The sequence below is a fragment of the Paenibacillus albidus genome (assembly GCF_014644435.1).
Taxonomy (GTDB): Bacteria; Bacillota; Bacilli; order Paenibacillales; family Paenibacillaceae; genus Paenibacillus_AQ; species Paenibacillus_AQ albidus.
Genome location: NZ_BMKR01000048.1, coordinates 20,926 through 38,482, shown reverse-complemented (window position 1 = coordinate 38,482; position 17,557 = coordinate 20,926). Strand labels below are relative to the sequence as shown.

Here is a 17,557-nt window from a genome sequence, read left to right as displayed (position 1 = left end):
CCATTGTACAACGAACAAATATTCGTTCTTAACAAATTGTGCATAACTCTGTGGATAACAGCCTACTTATACACATATTTGTGCACATGGGTTTTGAATAAAATGTTTATATGTGCATAACATGTGGATGGACTCCTATACATTGTAGAGAAAGAAGTTCTGAATTTCAATGCTTCTGCAAGTAAACGCTTCATTGAAATGTCTTTTCAAATGGAAGGGCAAAAGGTATGATATGGATGAACGCTCCGCTGGTTGTACCAGTGGATAAGAGGTGGAGAAGAAGCTTGTCCATAAAAACGAAATTATCGGCTATTATCTTTGGTTCAGTGCTGCTTATTCTGGCGTTGAATCTGACACTTAATCTGTATGCGGTCAGAGATAACCTGCGCAGCGAGAGCTTGAACAATATGAAGATGACCGCAATGCAGATTGCCGTTTCTGTAGAACAGAGCAGTTATAGCTCTAACTATGTCGAACAGCAGATTGCCCTGAACTTGCGAATGACGGCCATACTTGCCGCAGCTGAACTTGATCCTGATATTAAGAATGTAAGGAATCAGGAACTGAAAGCTCTCGCGGCTAAGCTTGGTGTGTCTAATATTTCCCTTCTGGTCAAGACTAATGATGATATTGTCGTGGCCAAATCCTCGGATCCCAAAGAGATCGGACTGTCGACCAAAGAGTGGGGATATTGGTATGTAGCTTTTTTGGAACTCTTTCAGGACGGGCGGGTATCTGTAGAGCAAGGACACACAATGGACAATTTCTGGTCCGGTCCCTTTGAGTTTTCAACCTCTAACCCGGAATCCATCGAGAAATGGGGATATTACTACGACGGACGGAGCAATTACATCATTGACCCTTATATCCGGAGTACAGCAATCAGTGATTATGTAAAGATTATGAGCCCGGATGAGATTGTCAGAAAGACCAAAGAAGTAAATCCGGGTATTCTGGAGATTACAGGGATTAACCAGGAGACCTTTGGTTCAGCAAGCATGGCCCCTGATGGCAGCGACAGTATCAATGTTAAGCTTCGTAATCGTCCGATCAAATACGGGACCTATGCTTACGGCAATGTAGAAGAGGATAAGGAAGCGGTGAAGGAAGCCTTAGCCAGGAAAGAGCCGATTACACTGGATACTGAAGCCTTGGGCAAAAGAGTGCTCAAGAGCTTCATTCCCATTGTCCAGCCGGGTGCCGGAGCTTATGTCATCAGTGTAGTTACCGATTACACGGTGATCTCTTCCGTCATCAAGGAGCAGCTGATTAACAATATCTCCACATCGATCTTGCTGCTGGTACTCTTCTTCGTCTGCAGTTACATCCTGGCAGGTGTGGTTACCCGTCCGATTCAGGCCATTCTGGGCAAAGTAAATGATGTAGCCAAAGGCAAATTTGAACCTCCGCTCCATGTAAGAAGCCGGGATGAGCTTGGGCAGCTGGCCCTGCGCATCAATGCGATGACCTCGCATCTCCTGCAGCATACGAATCGCCTGGGCCAGACCCTGGAAGAGAACCGGGCCGTCAAAGAGCATCTGGAATCAGTCATCAATGGCACCTCTGATGCCATTCATACCATGGATATGGATGGTCGGATCATCAGTACGAACAGAGCTTTTGAGGAGCTCTATGGCTGGAGCGCCACCGAGGCGGTGGGTAAGACGCCTTATCTTGTTCCTGCCACGGCGCAGAAACAGGAAGAAGAGAGGCTTAGGCTGCTTAAGATGGGGGCGAATCTGCCTCCAATTGAGACGGTAAGGCTTAAACGGGACGGTACGCTGGTGGAGGTTAGTGTCAGCACCTCAATTATCCGTGATGAAGATGGACAGCCGCACTCCTTCATTCACGTGTCCCGTGATATGACGGAGCGCAACCGGATGGAGGAGCTGCTGAGACGCTCTGAGAAGCTGACTACCGTGGGGCAGCTGGCCGCAGGGGTAGCACACGAGATCCGCAACCCGCTGACCACTCTGAGAGGATTCCTGCAGCTCCAGCAAGAGAAGAAGCAGCTGGTTCCGCTGCATGTTGAGCTCATGCTGTCCGAACTGGAGCGGATTAATCTGATTGTGAGTGAGTTTCTGATTTTGGCCAAGCCGCAGGCGGTTCATTTTCAGGAGAAGGACGTCCGGTTCATTCTAAGCGACGTCATCTCACTGTTAGACAGTCAAGCTCATCTGTGCAGCGTCGAGTTTGAAGCCGCATTCTCCGATCAGCCCGCCACGGTACACTGTGAAGAGAATCAGCTGAAGCAGGTCTTTATTAATATTGTCAAAAATGCGATTGAAGCCATGCCGGAAGGCGGGACTATCACTCTGAAGCAGTACATCGACGAGGAAGATGTAGTCATTGTGATCCGGGATGAGGGTGAAGGTATCCCTGAAGACATGCTGCCTAAGCTGGGGGAACCTTTCTATACCAACAAGGAGACGGGCACCGGGCTGGGTCTGATGATCAGTCAGCGCATCATTCAGGCGCACAAAGGAAGTTTGGAAATACAAAGCGAATATGGCCGCGGAGCTGAAGTAATGATTAAGCTGCCGGCTGCCGGAACACCAGCGGACCGGCAGGGGGTCAATGAAGAACGGAGTGAAGGACAGCGTGAGAATTAATAAATTCATCAGTGAGACAGGTTACTGCTCTCGCCGGGAAGCAGACAAGCTGGTTGACGGCGGCAGAGTCACCATCAATGGAGAGCTAGCTGTACTGGGCAGTCAGGCCGAGACAGGGGATGAGGTGAGAATAGACGGGAGACTGCTCGAAGCGGCTAATAGGACCGTCTATATCGCTCTGAACAAGCCTGTGGGCATCACCTCAACGACCGAAGAACATATCAAGGGCAATATTGTTGATTTTGTCGGCCATCAGGAGCGTATTTTTCCAATTGGGAGACTGGACAAGGATTCGGAAGGATTAATCCTGTTGACCAACGACGGAGACATCGTGAACAAAATATTGCGGGCGGAAGGCCGCCACGAGAAAGAATACGTGGTGACGGTAGACCGGCCGATTACGCCTTCTTTTCTTACAGGCATGTCAACCGGAGTGAAGATCCTGGGCGAGAAGACGCTGCCTTGTGAGGTTACGCGGATAACAGAACGGGTATTCCGCATCATTCTGACAGAGGGCAAGAACCGGCAGATCCGCCGGATGTGCAGCGCGTTTGGTTACGAGGTGAGAAAGCTCCAGCGTATCCGGATTATGAATATACGTCTGGGTGCATTGCAGACCGGAGAGTGGCGTGAGCTGTCGGATCAGGAGAAGACCGAGCTTGGAGCGATGCTCAATTACGAACTGCTGTAGGCCTATTAGTACCTAACAAAGATGCCTCTATAAGGGTTCATCCCTTAAGAGGCATCTTTGTTTACATGAAAATAGGTAAAGCCGTGGTATTAATTTCCACCGTTCGGCACAACACCGGTGAATTCCTGGTTTTCCTGGTACTTACGGATGATGGATACCTCTACCCGGCGGTTCTTGGCCCGACCGGAGGCTGTGGAGTTATCTGCTATAGGGTGGTATTCCCCATATCCAATCGGACTGAACTTCTTCGGGTCCAGGTTCGGATTAAGCAGCAGTATCTTCATGAAATGTAATGACCGGTCAACGCTCAGGTCCCAGTTGGATGAATAATTGCTGTTCGAAATCGGAATATTGTCGGTGTGGCCTTGAACGACTACATCATAGTCCGGGAACTGCTGGAGCATGGCTGAAATAGATTTCGCCAGCTGGCGTGAATCATCCTTGACCACCGCTTGTCCGGAAGCGAACAGCGCGTTATCGCTGATGGTAATCATCAGCTGGGATTGATTCAGCTTCGTGCTTAACAGGTCGGTCAGCCCATTATTTTTGATGTATTGATCAAATTGCTTCTTGAGCTTCTCCAGATCTTCCTGTTCTTTTTTACGCAGCTTGGAAATCTCCGATTGACCAGTGTTTTTTTCTATAACGTTGTTCAATTTTTGATTTTTACCCTGATCGAGCTGGCTTTCGGAAGGAGAAGCCGCTTTTTCGGTCAGAACTCCGGCTCCGCCAGCGAGCGCAGAGCTGAATGCCTGGCTCATTTCTTCAAATTTCTTGGCATCTGTCGCACTCATGGCATACATTACAAGGAACAGGGCGACGAGCAGAGTCATTAGATCGGAATAGGGAAGGAGCCAGGATTCATCGGCATGCTCTTCATGCTCTTCATGTCTATTCTTTTTGCTCACCGGAGCCGCCTCCATCTCTTTCACTGTTCAACTTGGCGCGTTCTGTAGGGGTAAGAAATACAACGAGCTTTTGATTGATGGCAATAGTCGATACCCCGGATTGAATGGACAGCAAGCCTTCTACCATCATCATCCGCACCTCAATCTCTTTTTTGGAGAGACGTTTGAGCTTGTTGGACATAGGATGCCACATTACATAACCTGTAAAAATACCCAGCAGGGTGGCAATAAAGGCCCCGGCAATGGCGTGAGCCAGAACGTCCATATCACTCATATCCGCGAGGGCGGCAATCAGACCGATAACGGCCCCTAGCACCCCAAGCGTAGGTGCATACATGCCGGCCTGAGAGAAGATCAGGGCGCCGGCTTTATGGCGGTCCTCTGTAGCACGTATATCTTCCATCAGAACATCACTGACAAATTCCTGATCATTGCCGTCGATGATCATACGCATTCCATTGCGGAGGAAATTATCCTCTATCTCATCAACCTTGGACTCCAGGGCCAGCAGGCCTTCACGCCGGGTAATCGAAGCCCACTCCATGAACATCGTGATTAGTTCCGTTTTGCTGACCATCTTTTTCTTTACAAAAACCATCTTGAACAGCTTAGGAATATTTTTGACTTCCGACATAGGGAATGCCATGAAAATTGAAGCGGCCGTACCCAGAAAGATAATTACATAGGCTGCGGGGTTATTTAAGCTTGTAAGCGGGGCATGCTTAAGCATCATTCCCCAGAGAACTGCAATCAAACCGAAAACCAAGCCAAGTATTGTTGAAATTTCCATTATGCACCTCGTCCATGAGATTTAATAAGTGATCCGACTATGCCGCGTTTATCATCCTTGAACCGCAGCAGGCCACTCTTGTACAGCCGAATAGCGTATATTCTTATTTATCGACAGCATTCCCTTTTTTGTGAAGTGATTTTTTCGGCTATAATAGATAAGGCAGGTTATTATTCATTTGCAAAGAAAATGGAGTGATAGACGTGGGTGTAAAACATGGCAGAGATTACAGTGAAATTCTAAATGATCTGACAGAAGCGGTCGGACGAATCTCCGACGGGTATGTTTTTTTTGAAATGGAACCGGAGGAATGGCAGGGGCTGCCCCAGGAATCTAAGCTGGAGGTCTGGGAAGCGCTGGCAGAGGATTTGTTCTTTGCACTGGGAAATGAGCCGGTTATTGAAGTGGGGAGCGCTGTAGTTATTTACAATAAGGATACCCACCGGATCAATATTTTGCTTGGAGAGGAAGATCTGGCCTCAGTTGTGCTGGTTTAATAGAAAGACAGGGCCTAATTTGCCCGCAGCAGGCAGCGCGTGGTAAAATTAATAGAGCCGAAGTACTATTTGCCGGGATTTAAGAATACATTAAACCGAAAAAAAGCCATTATCCTGGCACATCCCTTGGACTTCAGAAGCTAAGGGATGTTTTGTTTAGTACACCTATTGCCAAGCAAGTAGAACGTTGCTGCTACTTTTAGTAAGGGAGGAAACAAATTGCTATTGACGGAGGAAGAGCTGCGTGAGCAGGTAAGCAAGCTGGAAGGCTGGAAGCTGGATCAGAATACCATGGTCCGTAAATACATGTTCAACGAATTTATGAAGGGTATTGCCTTTGTGGATGCGGTGGCGGCCATATCCGAAGCTTTTGATCATCATCCCCACATCACGATTGATTATAAAACGGTGACCCTGCGGCTTACTTCAAATGAAGAAGGCGGCATCACTCCACTGGATATTCGAGAAGCGCATGAATTTAACGAAGCTTTTGAGAAAGCCCGCTAGTCTCTCTGCTTCAATTCTAATAGATAAGAGAGTCTCAGATATCACCAAAAACGCCTGTGCGGCGGATAGAAGGCTATCCGGGCATCAGGCGTTTTTGGTGTGGCAATTAAAGCTATTTCTTCTCGGCCAGCCACATGGCGACATTCGCTATCTCTTCGGGAGCCAGTTGATCCTTAAAAGAAGGCATTTGGCCGCGTCCCTTGGAAATAATACTGTAGAGTTCTTCAGCGTCATGCTCGCCGCCCGCCTGCTGCAGACTGGGTCCAACCCCACCCTGAAGCTGGTCGCCGTGGCAGCTGACACAACTGGCTTTCACAGTTGCTTCAGCCGATGCCGCATCCAGTTGGACAACGGGCATCGTAGGTTTCTCCTCCTCGGCCACTTGTTCTTTACCGGGAAGTGTAAACATTAAGACTACCGCAAAGGCACAGGCGGCAAAAAACAAACCGCTCATGATCCATTTTTGCATCCCCATTCGTCCCTTCTATGTAAGCTGCTTCCTACATTATAGCGGAAGGTGAAGCGTTATCATAGCGTTTATGGCAAAAAAACGAACGTTTTCTCTATATATCCTCAAAAACACCGCAACTGAAGTGTTATTTATCATAGACCATGCAATAAAAGGGCTTATCTCCAGTGGGGGTTCGGCGTTCATACGTATCAGTTATCCTGAAACCACATTTTTGGTAGGTGCGGATGGCCCGCTGATTCCAGGTCAACACCTCCAGATCAATCTCCCGCTCCGGATAACGCTTCAGAGCTTCTCTGACGATGGGCTCCATGAACAAGTGTCCAAGGCCTTGGCCGCATAGATCAGGGCGCATGCCAATCCCCAGTCTCACTACACCCTCCATGGGGAACAGCTGGGCAAAGCCGCATAGGCGCCCTTGTTCGTTGATCACGGAAACATATTGTTCTCTTCGCAGCTGCGGGTCGCCAAATTCGATATTCAGCTCCTGCATCTGTGGCCAGGGCATCCAGCCATAAATATCATATGGCGCTTCGTAGATCCATTCACAGACCTCTGCCGCTTGATGAACCTCCATAGCTACTACGTGAAATACAACCGGGGAATGAATCATAAGGCCCGGGACCTCCTTTCGGCAGAAACAGCAACAATAAACTCCTAATTAATTATATCCAAAAAGGGGCTTATCCGACGCATATTTTTGAAAGTTGGCCCCCGACTTGACTTTCACCTAAAATTATTTATTAAAAACAGCTATTCTTGTGGAATACCTGTTTGGCAGATATGGGGAAGGGTAAGTGATAAGTAAGCACAAAAATAAGCTCCTCCCCAAGATTCGGCAAAAATCCTGGAAAAGAGCCTATGCTGAACTTCCTATTCTACATCGTCATGATCTGGAACATCTGTAGCGACGGTCTGATAAGCATCCGTACTCATGATCCGTTTGGCGCCAACGTAGCGGTTGACGTAGTACTTCTCACTTAGCGAACTGATGGTCACACCACGTGAAGATGAAGCATGTGCAAATTTGCCTTCGCCGACATAGATGCCGACATGCGATACGCCACGGCCGCTTGTATTAAAGAATACAAGGTCTCCTGCTCTCATTTCCTCTTGGGATACAGCAGTTCCCATTTGGTATTGCGAACCTGATTGGTGTGGCAATTCAATGCCAATCTTGTTGAACACATACTGGGTAAATCCGGAGCAATCAAACCCGTTGGTTGAGGTGCCGCCGGCTACATATTTAGAACCGATGGCTGTGTCAATTACCTTATCCATCTTGGAATCCGCGAATGCGCTTCCTGCTCCGAGAGTGAGGATAATGGAAAAACTAAGTACTGCTGCTGCTAACTTCTTCTTCAAAAGTTATACCCCTTCCAAATGCCTACGAGGTTAGCTTAAGGGTTCGGTTGAAGGTCCCCTATGACCCCTCTTGGAATAGGAGGTCAATTCACCCAAAGTTGGTTCCCCCGTTTCTCTACTGATTAGAGAACTCGGCAATATTATTGATTAGGATTGCTTGTAGCTAATACATGACAAAACGTTCTTAAAACGAATCTGAATAATTACAAAAATGTTACTAAAATCTCACTGCGATTATTGTAACAAAGACGGAAGCACTTGGCAATCACTTAAAACATATTAATGCAGAATAATTGTGCATTTAAGAGCGAATAAGCCGCGTAAACGTTGAATTTAAGGCGAATATGCCTATTTAATAAAAAAATCCAATTTTTGTGTGTGGAAGATGTTTCGTAAGGAACGGAAGTGTGTAAAAGGTAGAATAAGGAAAAAGAAAACCCGGAAAATGATTACTGCAATAATCAGATCCCGGGCTCATATGTTATAAAGGGGTTATTGTGTGTGAGGAAAATCAATCATAGGCTACGGCTTTGTATGAGGTTGTGCTCATGACTCGTTTGGCGCCAATATAGCGGTTGGCCCAGTAGCTTTCATTCAGTGAACTGATCGTGACTCCGCGTGACGAGGAGGATTGTGCAAATTTCCCGCTGCCGACAAAAATTCCGACATGGGATACGCCTCTGCCTGTAGTATTGAAGAATACAAGGTCTCCGGGGCGCATGTTGTTGCGTGAAACAGCGGTGCCCACATGGAATTGGGCTTTGGAGGTCCGGGGAAGGGAAATCCCCAAGCTTTTGAATACATAGTTGGTAAAGCCGGAGCAATCAAATCCGTTAAGGGTAGTACCCCCCATTTTATACGAGGTTCCCAGTGTTTTCGTGATTACGGTATCCATTTTGGAGTCAGCGGAAGCGCTGCCAGTTCCCAAGCTGAATGCCATTACAAGTCCTAACGCCGCAGCGGCGCATTTTTTCTTAAAGTTGTGATAATTCAAAAGATGTACTCCTTCCAAGGCCTGCGAGGTTAGCTTAAGGATTCGGTAGAAGGTTCCCCTATGATCCCTCTGTTACGAGATCAATTCACCCAAAATATGGTTCCCCCACTTCCCGGTGCAGGGAATTTGGCGTATTATGCACCAGAATAGCGACTGAGCGGCATTCGTTTCTTGAATTTTCTTAAATTATGAAGAAAAAGCTTCAAAAGATTACAAACTTGTTACTACTAGTACAGGCATCATTGTATCAGAGCCTTTACCTAATTGCAAACGTTCCGCAAAAAAAGAGTCCGCGCTCCTGATACTCCAGGGCCGTGGACTCTTATTCTGTCTGGCGGATGAGGGGATTATTCAGGAAATACTTTGCTCCGCCAGAGATGGTAGTGTGCGGCGATCCCCCACATTTTGAACAGGGTGGAGGGAAGCGGGGCGACCTGACGGATCAGGAGAGCGGGAAGACCTGGCCAGAATAGTCCGGTCAAAGTGCAGAGCAGCAGCAGGAGCAATCCGCCTGCCCCCAGTATAAGGGAGAGGCCGACCGCCGGAATCAGAACCCGCAGGCAAACCAGCAGGGAAGTGAAAATCCCTGTTCCGGCTATATAGCCGAACTGCATATAGAGCAGCAATAAACGGACAATGTACAGGTAGAGCAGCCAGGCCAGCAAGTAGGGGAGCGATTGGGCCAGCTGGGTATAATTCATAAATGATGTGAGGAGCAGCCCGTACATTTTGGGAGCCAGCCAGTAAAGCGGCAACAGGACCAGAATCCATTCGACCAGGCTGAAGAGCAATATAGGCAGCCCGTATTTTCTCATCCCGGGAAAAAAGAACAGGCCGCGCGCCCCCTGGCGTTCCTGATCCAGCTCATGCAAGAGCCCCGCCCGGATAAAGGGGGAGAGCATCAGCCGCAGGACGGCAAGCGCCAGAAGCATCCAGAGCCAGTGCTGGATCTCAGGGTCGGCGGTTAAACCGAACTGGCCATCGATGTAATACAGTAGCCTGCTGATTGCACTGCCGCCGGCATCCTCGTCCGGGTACCGCAGCAACACAGGGACAACGGCTGAACGGATAAATCCATACAAAAAGTAGCCCCAAAGCAGCCGGTAAATGAACAGCATGATCAGAATATAAAATTGCTCCTTCATGCTGATCCAACTGCGGGTTAATGATGTTCTCACTGTTCTCACCTCACCAGACAAGAGTTCCGAGCACGGTTTCTAGCAGCTTTGTCATGCTTAACGTCCAGCGGGAGAGTGACTCCGGTTCAAGTTCTGCCCGTCTGAAATTATTGAGATGCTTACTTTCCAGCAGAACGGAATGCTCCGGGTTAATCTCCGCAGAGAGCAGAGCAGCATTATGCAATAATTGGAACTTGGCCTCCTTGCCTTCTCCATCCCATGTACGCAAGGCTGTGGAGCCATCTGCAAAGTTGAACTTCAAAAGAACATTGGCATAGTGGCTGCCTGTGTTGGTTACTTTTACTACAGACTCCCGGGTGAAGCGGTCTCCGTTGCTGCCGCTGTTATTTGGGCCGGTGATAATATCGGCGACTGCGAAATCGGGTGCTCCTCCACTGTACACGTATTGGTCAAAATAAGTTTTCCAGGATTTGCGGGTTTTCTTCTCTACAGTTCTCTGGAAATCAGCAGTGGTCGGATGTTTAAAGCGGTATTCCTTGGCATATGAAGAGAGGATGGCATCCATCGTTTTGCTGCCGACTTGCCGTTCCATATCTTTTAACAGCAGCTTGCCGCGGATATATACGTTCCAGGTATAGGAATCGGCCCCTCCGTATTTCCAGCTCTCCAGCTTCAGCGGCTCCGGTTTCTGTACCAGGCTGGATTGAAGGGGAAGATTGGGGGCGATGCCGTATTCCTGCTCCATCAGTCTGTCTTCGGCATAGGAAGTAAAGCTTTCATCCAGCCATGCCTCCTCAAATTCATTGCTTGCTACCATGCCATAGAAATATTGGTGCCCGATCTCATGAATGACGGTGCGTTCAAGTGAAGTATCCGGTGACGCCCCGGATGCCCCAAATGCCGTGATGAGTGTCGGGTATTCCATCCCTCCTGCACCGTTGCCCTCTTTGGGAGGGACGACGATGGACAACGTAGAGTAAGGGTACGGCCCGTACCATTTGCTGAAATTGCTCAGGGCAGCCTTGGCAGCCTGGAAGTAGCGTTCTTTCAGATCTTTGTGCAGCGGGTCCAGATACAGCTTGATCCTTACACCGGGAACCTCTGGCGACGAGAAAGCTTCTTCCGCTACAACGAAATCCGGTGAAGCCGCCCAAGCAAAATCATGCACATCATCGGCATAAAATTGGTATATCTTCTGCCCCTGCTTCAACTTGGCATTCTTTACGGGGAAGCCGGTGGCGGCAACGATATAATTGGAGGGCACCGAGATGGTCACATTATAAATACCGAAATTGCTATAAAACTCGGAGGTGCCGTGGTACTGGTGCAAGTTCCAGCCTTCCTCCTGAAGGCCTCTGGTCCCGGCGGTTTCATAAGCGCTGAGCTTGGGGAACCATTGCCCGGCCATCACAAAATCCTTTGCGCTGCCCATCCGGGCAAAGATTTTGGGCAGCTTGACCTCATACTGAAGCCTGATTGTGACACTCTCTCCGCCGTTCACCGGCTGAGGCAGATGAACCTTGAGCAGCGACTGGTCCTTCACATTGCCGTCATCGGGCTGTGCATATTGGGTCCGCTGAAGCAGTGACACGCCCTCCGAGGTGCGCAGGTCCGTAATGGTCATGCTGCCGAACCCATTCTGAGGCATGGTATCACCCCGCAGCGCCCCTCCGGATTCTTTCATGAACGTGGTGTCCATGGAAGCGAAGGCATTGGGATACAGATGGAAATACAGCTCATTGACCGGTTTTTCCCCGGGATGTGTCCAGGTTACGGTCTCAGATGCTTTTAACGTTTCTGTATCCGGGACAAGCTGTACATCGATATGATACTCGGCTACTCTTTGGCTTAACGCCTGTTCTGCCGGAACGGGGGCGCTATCGGGAAGGGGCCGCTGCGGGACGGCAGGCTGGGTCTGCGCTGCGGGGGACTTGGCCCCTTTTGGCGCGAAGCTATCTACGGCCGCAGGGCTAAGCGGAGGCAAGACCCCTGCACCCAGCAAGGTGAAGGCGGCGAGGGTCGCAAAGATGAATTTGGATTTCATGGACAGTGGCTTCATAACTGTGATTCCTCCCGTTGACAAGCATCTACGGGATGTATATGTTTGCAATCGCAGCATTATTAGCTAAAATTAAATTATTCGTAAGAGGGAAGGATGTGCACCTGTGGATAATGTACAGCCGGAGGGCAAAAAACAGATTGCCTTGAATATTGTGAACGCGAAGAGCAAACATAAAGGGTTTGGAGCAGGTTCAATTGATCTGAACAATGTATCCCCAGTGATTATTGACGGAGACGAGGCGGTCATAGACATTGGAGCTATGCACGCTAAAAGCAAGGTCGAAAAAGGGATTAAATTCTCCATGAACCGGGATGAGGTTCCAAATGGAAGACAGGTATGGGTGGTTTGGGTAGCAGTCGACCGTACGCCCGAAGGCCAGTTCTATGGAGGTATTACTTCTTGTGAGATGTGGATAGACAAGGAGGCGCGCCGGGGCTGGAAGATTCTTGCCGATCACGTCAATAAACTGGATGCTGCCCTAAAGCGGAAGATTAATGTGGAGGGGCTGGGCCCTGTGGAGAAGGAAGCATTAAGAAACCTGCTGATTTCCCACAATGAGGCATGGTGGGCAGCTTCCCCGGAGGAACTGAAGGCGGCATTATCGAACTAAAAGAGCACGCTCACAAGATTTGGATTCAGGTAATTATAAACAAGGCTCCGCTTTCCTGCTGCTGCAGGAGAACGGAGCCTTGTTTAGGCTGCCCTTTCAAAGGGCCGTATGTGTATAAGTTATGTGCATAAGGCCTGTCCATGGATTACGATTTGCTGGCGGTGACAATTTTGCGTTTCAATTGGCTGACTCTTGCCTGGCTGATACCGAGGATTGCCGCAAGCTCCTTCTGATTGGCATAGGGATGGTCTTCAATGGCTTGCTCCAGACGGGATCTCATTTCTTCGGTCTTTGCCCGTCTGACGGTGCTTCCAGGCTCGGTTTCCTCGGCAGGCTCCTGGCGACGCTGAGGCTCCTCGGGTACACGATCCGGGTCTACAAGCTCTTTGAGACAGCTGTTGCAAATAAATTGATCCTTGTAGTAGGTAACATGATCCAGGCTTCTGCAAAAAGTGCATTCCGTAGAGGTGTACTTTCTGAGAACAATGATATTCTCATCCAAAATGAAAAATTCGATCGGATCCCCAATGTCGATGTTGCGTGTCATGCGGATTTCCACGGGAACCACTATTCTACCAAGACTGTCTAAACTCCGGATCATGCCCGTATCTTTCATCCCATGTCCCTCATTTACATCATTAGATTTTGGTGGCCATTCACATTATAGCAGAAAATGTCATTTATGAGAACGGGGGAAGCGCATACGTGAAGTGGATTTGACGGTTATCCGTAAAGGATGCCCACTCAAAAGACAAGGTGTTGCCGGAACGTCCCGTATAACGCAATTGATCTCCGGGATAATCCACATCCGTATCCGGAAATTCCTCCAGCCATGCCTGGTCTTCCGCTCCCAGAAGCTGGGGATACAAGACGACGCTTTTATTGCTGTGGCGGTCAATCAGCATCAAGGTGCCCTTTTGATAAGGCCGGACCACAAGGAATTCCGGTTCAACCGCCTCGACGGCAAAGGCATCGTCAATACCGGTGATATCTGCCAGATGGTAGGTTTGAAAGACATGACCGTCCGGATTGACCAGGGTGAGGATATTCCGGTCCACCATAACCAGGTTGCCTTGGAACGCAAATACGTTCTCGTTCATCCCGAGATTGCGTACACCCCGGTAGCTGGTATGAGCCTGACGTACGAGCTGTCCCTTGTGCAGCAGGAGACGGTAGCGGCTCTCGTTAATGTGAGGTTCTCCGAAAGCGTTGCTGATACTCAGCACATAGCTGGTGCTGTTAATGGTGCGTGCGGACAGGGTTACCCAATCCAGATCATGGACCTTGGCCGCTCCTGCGCGGGAGGGCAGCGTTCCGCTCGGCCCGCTGTAGACCACGCCCTGACCTTTATGCACCCAGAACAATTGTTTTCCTGAGGAACTCTTGAGGTAACGCTCGGCATAAGGCACAGCGATCTCCCCGGTTTTATCGTTCCAGGTGACGGGAAGATTGAAGGCTTTGGAGAAAAGCTTATCGGACACATAGGTCACACCCTCACGGATCAGTGTAGGTGCTCCGAGCATAATCACGGCGTTGCTCGCCGTATAGGCTTTGGGCTGGCCGACCTTCAGGCTGAGCGCCTGATAGAGCCCGGTAACTTCAATGCTGGATTTGCCGGCGTTCCAGAGGACTTGGAGATCCAGCATGGCTGCAGTCTCGCGCAGCGGCAGATAAACCGAGCCCTTCTCGCGGATAATGGGATGCTCAGGCGAACGTACGGTCTTGGGCAGCGTGCTGGCGGCTGCGGCGGCTGGTAATTCAGGGGCTAACGCGGCGGCAAAGAGGTGTCCCGAAGGTAGAGACAGAGCAGTTCCGACGGCCAGAGTCATAATGGCAGCAAAGGCCCGTTTGTGAATGATCATTCAAGCAACCCTCCTGAAAGTTGGTAACTCCACATAAATGCCGTTCCTGCGATGCTTATCCTATGTAAACGTATCTTCTGTATAAAAGGTTGCAGGAGCGGTACAAAACCCGTGTCAATGAAAAACCTCTCCGTTCGTGAAATCCAAAGGGAGAGGTTTATTGGGGTTCTATTCATTTATACCCAATTTAAGGCTGCCGAAACGTCCCGGGTTCAAGCTTTATAGCCAGATTAGGGGGACCGCCTGGGGGTCTTTAACCGAGACATAGGGATTGTCCCTGATATAGAAGCGCCAAGGACGTCCGGCATACTCTTCGGCATAGGGAATGTTAATCCGCGGGCATTGAACAACATCAAGCGAAGCCGGGTCAGTCCCTTGTTCAATCCATAGCGGGCCGCCGGACACATCAAGGCGGGTGCCGTTGTGGCTTTTGTTTACCTGCAGAGCCCGGCACAGCTTCCCAGGACCCCCTGACAAGTCAGAAGGGCGCTTGACTGTGATACTGCGGAAGGAGACCATTCGCTCAGCATCGGCAGGTGTCAGCGGTTCTACGGCGCGGATCAGCACCGCCTGGGGATCGCCAACGGATCCGGTAACGACGTTGAGGCAGTGGTACATCCCGTAGATCAAATATACATAAGCAGCACCCCCGGAACTGAACATAACCTCCGTACGGGCTGTGCGGCGTCCATTATAGGCGTGGCTGCCCTTGTCCTCTATTCCTCCGTAGCTCTCGGTTTCTACAATTCGGCAAACGATGTCGCCTTCTTCAGTACGCCGGACCAGATGCTGTCCAAGCAGTCGCGGAGCGGCCTCCAGTGCCGTACCTTTGTATAGCTCGGGAGGCAGCGGCAGGCTTCGGTTAGTTGAAGACACGAAAGACCCAGCACCTTTCTGATGAGGCTCTATAAAGCTGCTGCAGCCTCTTCGATAATAGTCCTTATCGTATCCCAAGATACAGGCTGCCGCAACCTGCTAATTGAGCCACCACCGCTTGATATCACCCCATAAGGAGTTATGCTCTTCAGCAGGATCAGGCGGGTGTGGAGCCTCGCCTCCGGCTGCAGGGCCAGCGGAGCCGCCCGTGCTATGCTCCTCGCAGTATTCCGTAGGTTCGGTACCGCTAATGAAGGTTTCCAGCTCTTTATCCGGACAGGCTGCCGTGGCCAGTTTGCCGGATTTCGGATTAATATACACACTGACGACACCATCCGGTATCGGAAAAGTCTTCGGCGGAACATTCTCTAATGCCTTCTCGGTAAACCGGGCAAAAATTGGTGCCGCCCGCCGGCCGTCGGCCGTCTCAATATTTCGGCCCTTGTCATAACCCACCCAGACAGCCGTGGAAAGTTCCGGTGTGAAACCGACCATCCACCCGTCGGTATCGGTGGTGCCGGTTTTGCCGGCCACAGGCCGCTTGATCTCCGAGGCCACACGGCTCCCGGTCCCCCCGCTCTCAAATACACCCTCCATGAGCCGGGTAAGCACATAGGCAGCGGCGGGTTCAACGACAGCCTCTCCCTGTGGCGGCGGAGCCTCATATAACACGGAGCCCTCGGCATCCGTAATTTTCAGGATAGCCGTGACCGGCATTTTTAGGCCTCCGCCGCCGATTACGGCAAAAGCCGAGGCCATTTCCAGCGGACTGACCGGTGAAGTGCCGAGTGCAAGCGAAGGGACATGTTGCAGCGGGCTGTCGATCCCCATTTTGACCGCCATTTCGGCAACTTTATCCGCGCCAACTTTCAGAATGGTATTTACGGCATAAATATTGTCGGAAGCCGCAATAGCCTGCCTCATGTTAATCTCACCCAGATATTTATCTCCGAAGTTGCGGGGCTGATACGTCTGCCGGTTGTTATCATAATGGAACAGGGTCGGCTGGCTGTTGAAGACGGACAGTCCGGTCATGGATTTGGAAGACAGTGCCGTCAAATACATAATCGGTTTAAACGCAGAACCCGGCTGTCGTGTTGTCGCCAGTGCGTGATTGAACTGGTTGGACCGATAATTTTTGCCGCCGACCATGGCTTTGATATAGCCGCTGCGGGGGTCGATGGATACGAGCGCGGTCTCCAGCTCACCGTTCTGATCCATGCCCTTGTGGACCGCTTCTTCGGCGGCAGATTGCATCTCGGGGTCCAGTGTCGTATAGACAGTCAGGCCGCCCTGGTCCAGTTCGTCGCTGCTGATATGCAGGGTGTCCATGACCAGAGTCCGGATATAATCACGGAAATATGGGGCATCGACAGTGGCATCCCTTTCACCCCGGGGTTTAAGGTTCAGTTTCTCCTGCTTGGCCTGCTCTTCTTCCGCAGCGGTAATATGGCCCTGATCCTTCATGACGGACAAAATGATGCCCTGGCGTTCCTTGGCGTTGTCCATGTGATTGTAAGGGGAGTAATAAGTAGGGCCTTTGGGGATACCGGCCAGCATGGTGCTCTCGGCCAGATTCAGCTCCGCTGCAGCTTTGCCGAAATACATCCGGGCTGCCGCTTCGATCCCGTATGCCCCGTGTCCATAATAGATTTCATTCAAATACATATTCAGGATCTCGTCTTTGCTGTACTTCATCTCCAGCTGCAGAGTATAGAGGGCTTCCTTAGCCTTACGTGTCCAGGTCTTCTCATGGGACAGGTACAAATTGCGCGCCAACTGTTGGGTTAATGTGCTGGCACCCTGGGTGCGGCTCCCCTTCTCCAGATTGACGAGCACCGCCCGGGCCATTCCCTTCGGGTCAAAGCCGATATGGTCATAGAATTTGCGGTCCTCTACCGCCAGAGTAGCCTGTATAAGCAAAGGTGAGATCCGGCTGAGGGTTACCGGCTCACGGCTGCGCCCGTCGGAGGCAAAAGTAGCAAGCACATTGCCACGGGCATCCAGCAGTTTGGAACGCACATCATCCCCGACAGGAGGAAGTTCTTTTTGATACAAGTACCCGAGCAGGCCTCCTGCAGCCAGCAGGCCCAGCACAGTCAAGGCGGCTAGCAGTCGGAGTATCCGGCGGAAGGGGCGTTTACGTATTGGGGGGACAGCGGAATCTCGCGGCAT

General features: G+C 50.4%; 17 protein-coding genes and 2 riboswitches. Of the genes, 5 read left to right on the top strand and 12 right to left on the bottom strand.

The window, feature by feature from the left end:
• Nucleotides 1-227 precede the first annotated feature (227 nt).
• Together IEY53_RS31260 and rluF are read left to right on the top strand one after the other, a co-directional pair.
• A complete protein-coding gene (locus IEY53_RS31260; protein ID WP_229696446.1) occupies nucleotides 228-2,612 on the top strand; it encodes an ATP-binding protein in 2,385 nt (794 codons plus the stop codon).
• Complete coding sequence (gene rluF / locus IEY53_RS31255; protein WP_189031813.1) at nucleotides 2,602-3,303, top strand: 23S rRNA pseudouridine(2604) synthase RluF; 702 nt, start codon at nucleotides 2,602-2,604, stop codon at nucleotides 3,301-3,303. Before IEY53_RS31260 ends, rluF begins: the two co-directional genes overlap by 11 nt.
• Nucleotides 3,304-3,392: 89 nt before the next feature.
• On the opposite strand, the gene motB is transcribed toward rluF, so the two are convergent.
• Nucleotides 3,393-4,211, bottom strand: a complete 819-nt coding sequence (motB, locus tag IEY53_RS31250; RefSeq protein ID WP_229696445.1) for a flagellar motor protein MotB — start codon at nucleotides 4,209-4,211, stop codon at nucleotides 3,393-3,395.
• Complete coding sequence (gene motA / locus IEY53_RS31245; RefSeq protein WP_189031795.1) at nucleotides 4,195-5,001, bottom strand: flagellar motor stator protein MotA; 807 nt, start codon at nucleotides 4,999-5,001, stop codon at nucleotides 4,195-4,197. Before motA ends, motB begins: the two co-directional genes overlap by 17 nt.
• Before the next feature lie 203 nt (nucleotides 5,002-5,204).
• On the opposite strand from motA, the gene IEY53_RS31240 reads away from it, so the two are divergent.
• Nucleotides 5,205-5,498: a hypothetical protein gene (locus tag IEY53_RS31240; RefSeq protein ID WP_189031794.1), complete on the top strand. Its 294-nt coding sequence runs from the start codon at nucleotides 5,205-5,207 to the stop codon at nucleotides 5,496-5,498.
• Nucleotides 5,499-5,717: 219 nt separating this feature from the next.
• Nucleotides 5,718-6,005: a 4a-hydroxytetrahydrobiopterin dehydratase gene (locus tag IEY53_RS31235; protein WP_189031793.1), complete on the top strand. Its 288-nt coding sequence runs from the start codon at nucleotides 5,718-5,720 to the stop codon at nucleotides 6,003-6,005.
• A 112-nt stretch (nucleotides 6,006-6,117) separates the two neighbouring features.
• On the opposite strand, the gene IEY53_RS31230 is transcribed toward IEY53_RS31235, so the two are convergent.
• The 6 genes from IEY53_RS31230 to IEY53_RS31205 form a co-directional block, all read right to left on the bottom strand.
• Nucleotides 6,118-6,474, bottom strand: a complete 357-nt coding sequence (locus tag IEY53_RS31230) for a c-type cytochrome (RefSeq protein ID WP_189031791.1) — start codon at nucleotides 6,472-6,474, stop codon at nucleotides 6,118-6,120.
• A 127-nt stretch (nucleotides 6,475-6,601) separates the two neighbouring features.
• Complete coding sequence (locus IEY53_RS31225) at nucleotides 6,602-7,087, bottom strand: GNAT family N-acetyltransferase (protein WP_189031789.1); 486 nt, start codon at nucleotides 7,085-7,087, stop codon at nucleotides 6,602-6,604.
• Nucleotides 7,088-7,347: 260 nt separating this feature from the next.
• Nucleotides 7,348-7,839 (bottom strand): C40 family peptidase, encoded by a 492-nt coding sequence (locus tag IEY53_RS31220; protein ID WP_189031787.1) that lies wholly within the window; start codon nucleotides 7,837-7,839, stop codon nucleotides 7,348-7,350.
• Nucleotides 7,840-7,843: 4 nt separating this feature from the next.
• Nucleotides 7,844-7,986: riboswitch (cyclic di-AMP (ydaO/yuaA leader) on the bottom strand.
• Between the two features lie 364 nt (nucleotides 7,987-8,350).
• On the bottom strand, nucleotides 8,351-8,779 hold the full coding sequence (locus IEY53_RS31215; protein WP_189031807.1) for a C40 family peptidase: 429 nt from the start codon (nucleotides 8,777-8,779) through the stop codon (nucleotides 8,351-8,353).
• Between the two features lie 57 nt (nucleotides 8,780-8,836).
• Nucleotides 8,837-8,975: riboswitch (cyclic di-AMP (ydaO/yuaA leader) on the bottom strand.
• 205 nt (nucleotides 8,976-9,180) lie between these two features.
• On the bottom strand, nucleotides 9,181-10,011 hold the full coding sequence (locus IEY53_RS31210) for a hypothetical protein (RefSeq protein WP_189031786.1): 831 nt from the start codon (nucleotides 10,009-10,011) through the stop codon (nucleotides 9,181-9,183).
• A 10-nt stretch (nucleotides 10,012-10,021) separates the two neighbouring features.
• Nucleotides 10,022-12,031 (bottom strand): M1 family metallopeptidase, encoded by a 2,010-nt coding sequence (locus tag IEY53_RS31205; RefSeq protein WP_189031785.1) that lies wholly within the window; start codon nucleotides 12,029-12,031, stop codon nucleotides 10,022-10,024.
• Between the two features lie 106 nt (nucleotides 12,032-12,137).
• Between IEY53_RS31205 and IEY53_RS31200 the strand changes: the two genes are divergently transcribed.
• Nucleotides 12,138-12,644: a YwhD family protein gene (locus IEY53_RS31200; RefSeq protein ID WP_189031784.1), complete on the top strand. Its 507-nt coding sequence runs from the start codon at nucleotides 12,138-12,140 to the stop codon at nucleotides 12,642-12,644.
• Nucleotides 12,645-12,789: 145 nt separating this feature from the next.
• Here IEY53_RS31200 and IEY53_RS31195 read toward each other — a convergent pair whose 3' ends face one another.
• The 4 genes from IEY53_RS31195 to IEY53_RS31180 form a co-directional block, all read right to left on the bottom strand.
• A complete protein-coding gene (locus tag IEY53_RS31195) occupies nucleotides 12,790-13,260 on the bottom strand; it encodes an AbrB/MazE/SpoVT family DNA-binding domain-containing protein (protein WP_189031783.1) in 471 nt (156 codons plus the stop codon).
• A 64-nt stretch (nucleotides 13,261-13,324) separates the two neighbouring features.
• A complete protein-coding gene (locus IEY53_RS31190) occupies nucleotides 13,325-14,506 on the bottom strand; it encodes a copper amine oxidase N-terminal domain-containing protein (protein ID WP_189031782.1) in 1,182 nt (393 codons plus the stop codon).
• 219 nt (nucleotides 14,507-14,725) lie between these two features.
• Nucleotides 14,726-15,382, bottom strand: a complete 657-nt coding sequence (locus IEY53_RS31185) for a DNA-3-methyladenine glycosylase (protein ID WP_229696444.1) — start codon at nucleotides 15,380-15,382, stop codon at nucleotides 14,726-14,728.
• Nucleotides 15,383-15,481: 99 nt separating this feature from the next.
• The gene (locus tag IEY53_RS31180) at nucleotides 15,482-17,557 is read right to left on the bottom strand and encodes a transglycosylase domain-containing protein (protein ID WP_189031781.1); all 2,076 of its coding nucleotides are present in this window, start codon (nucleotides 17,555-17,557) and stop codon (nucleotides 15,482-15,484) included.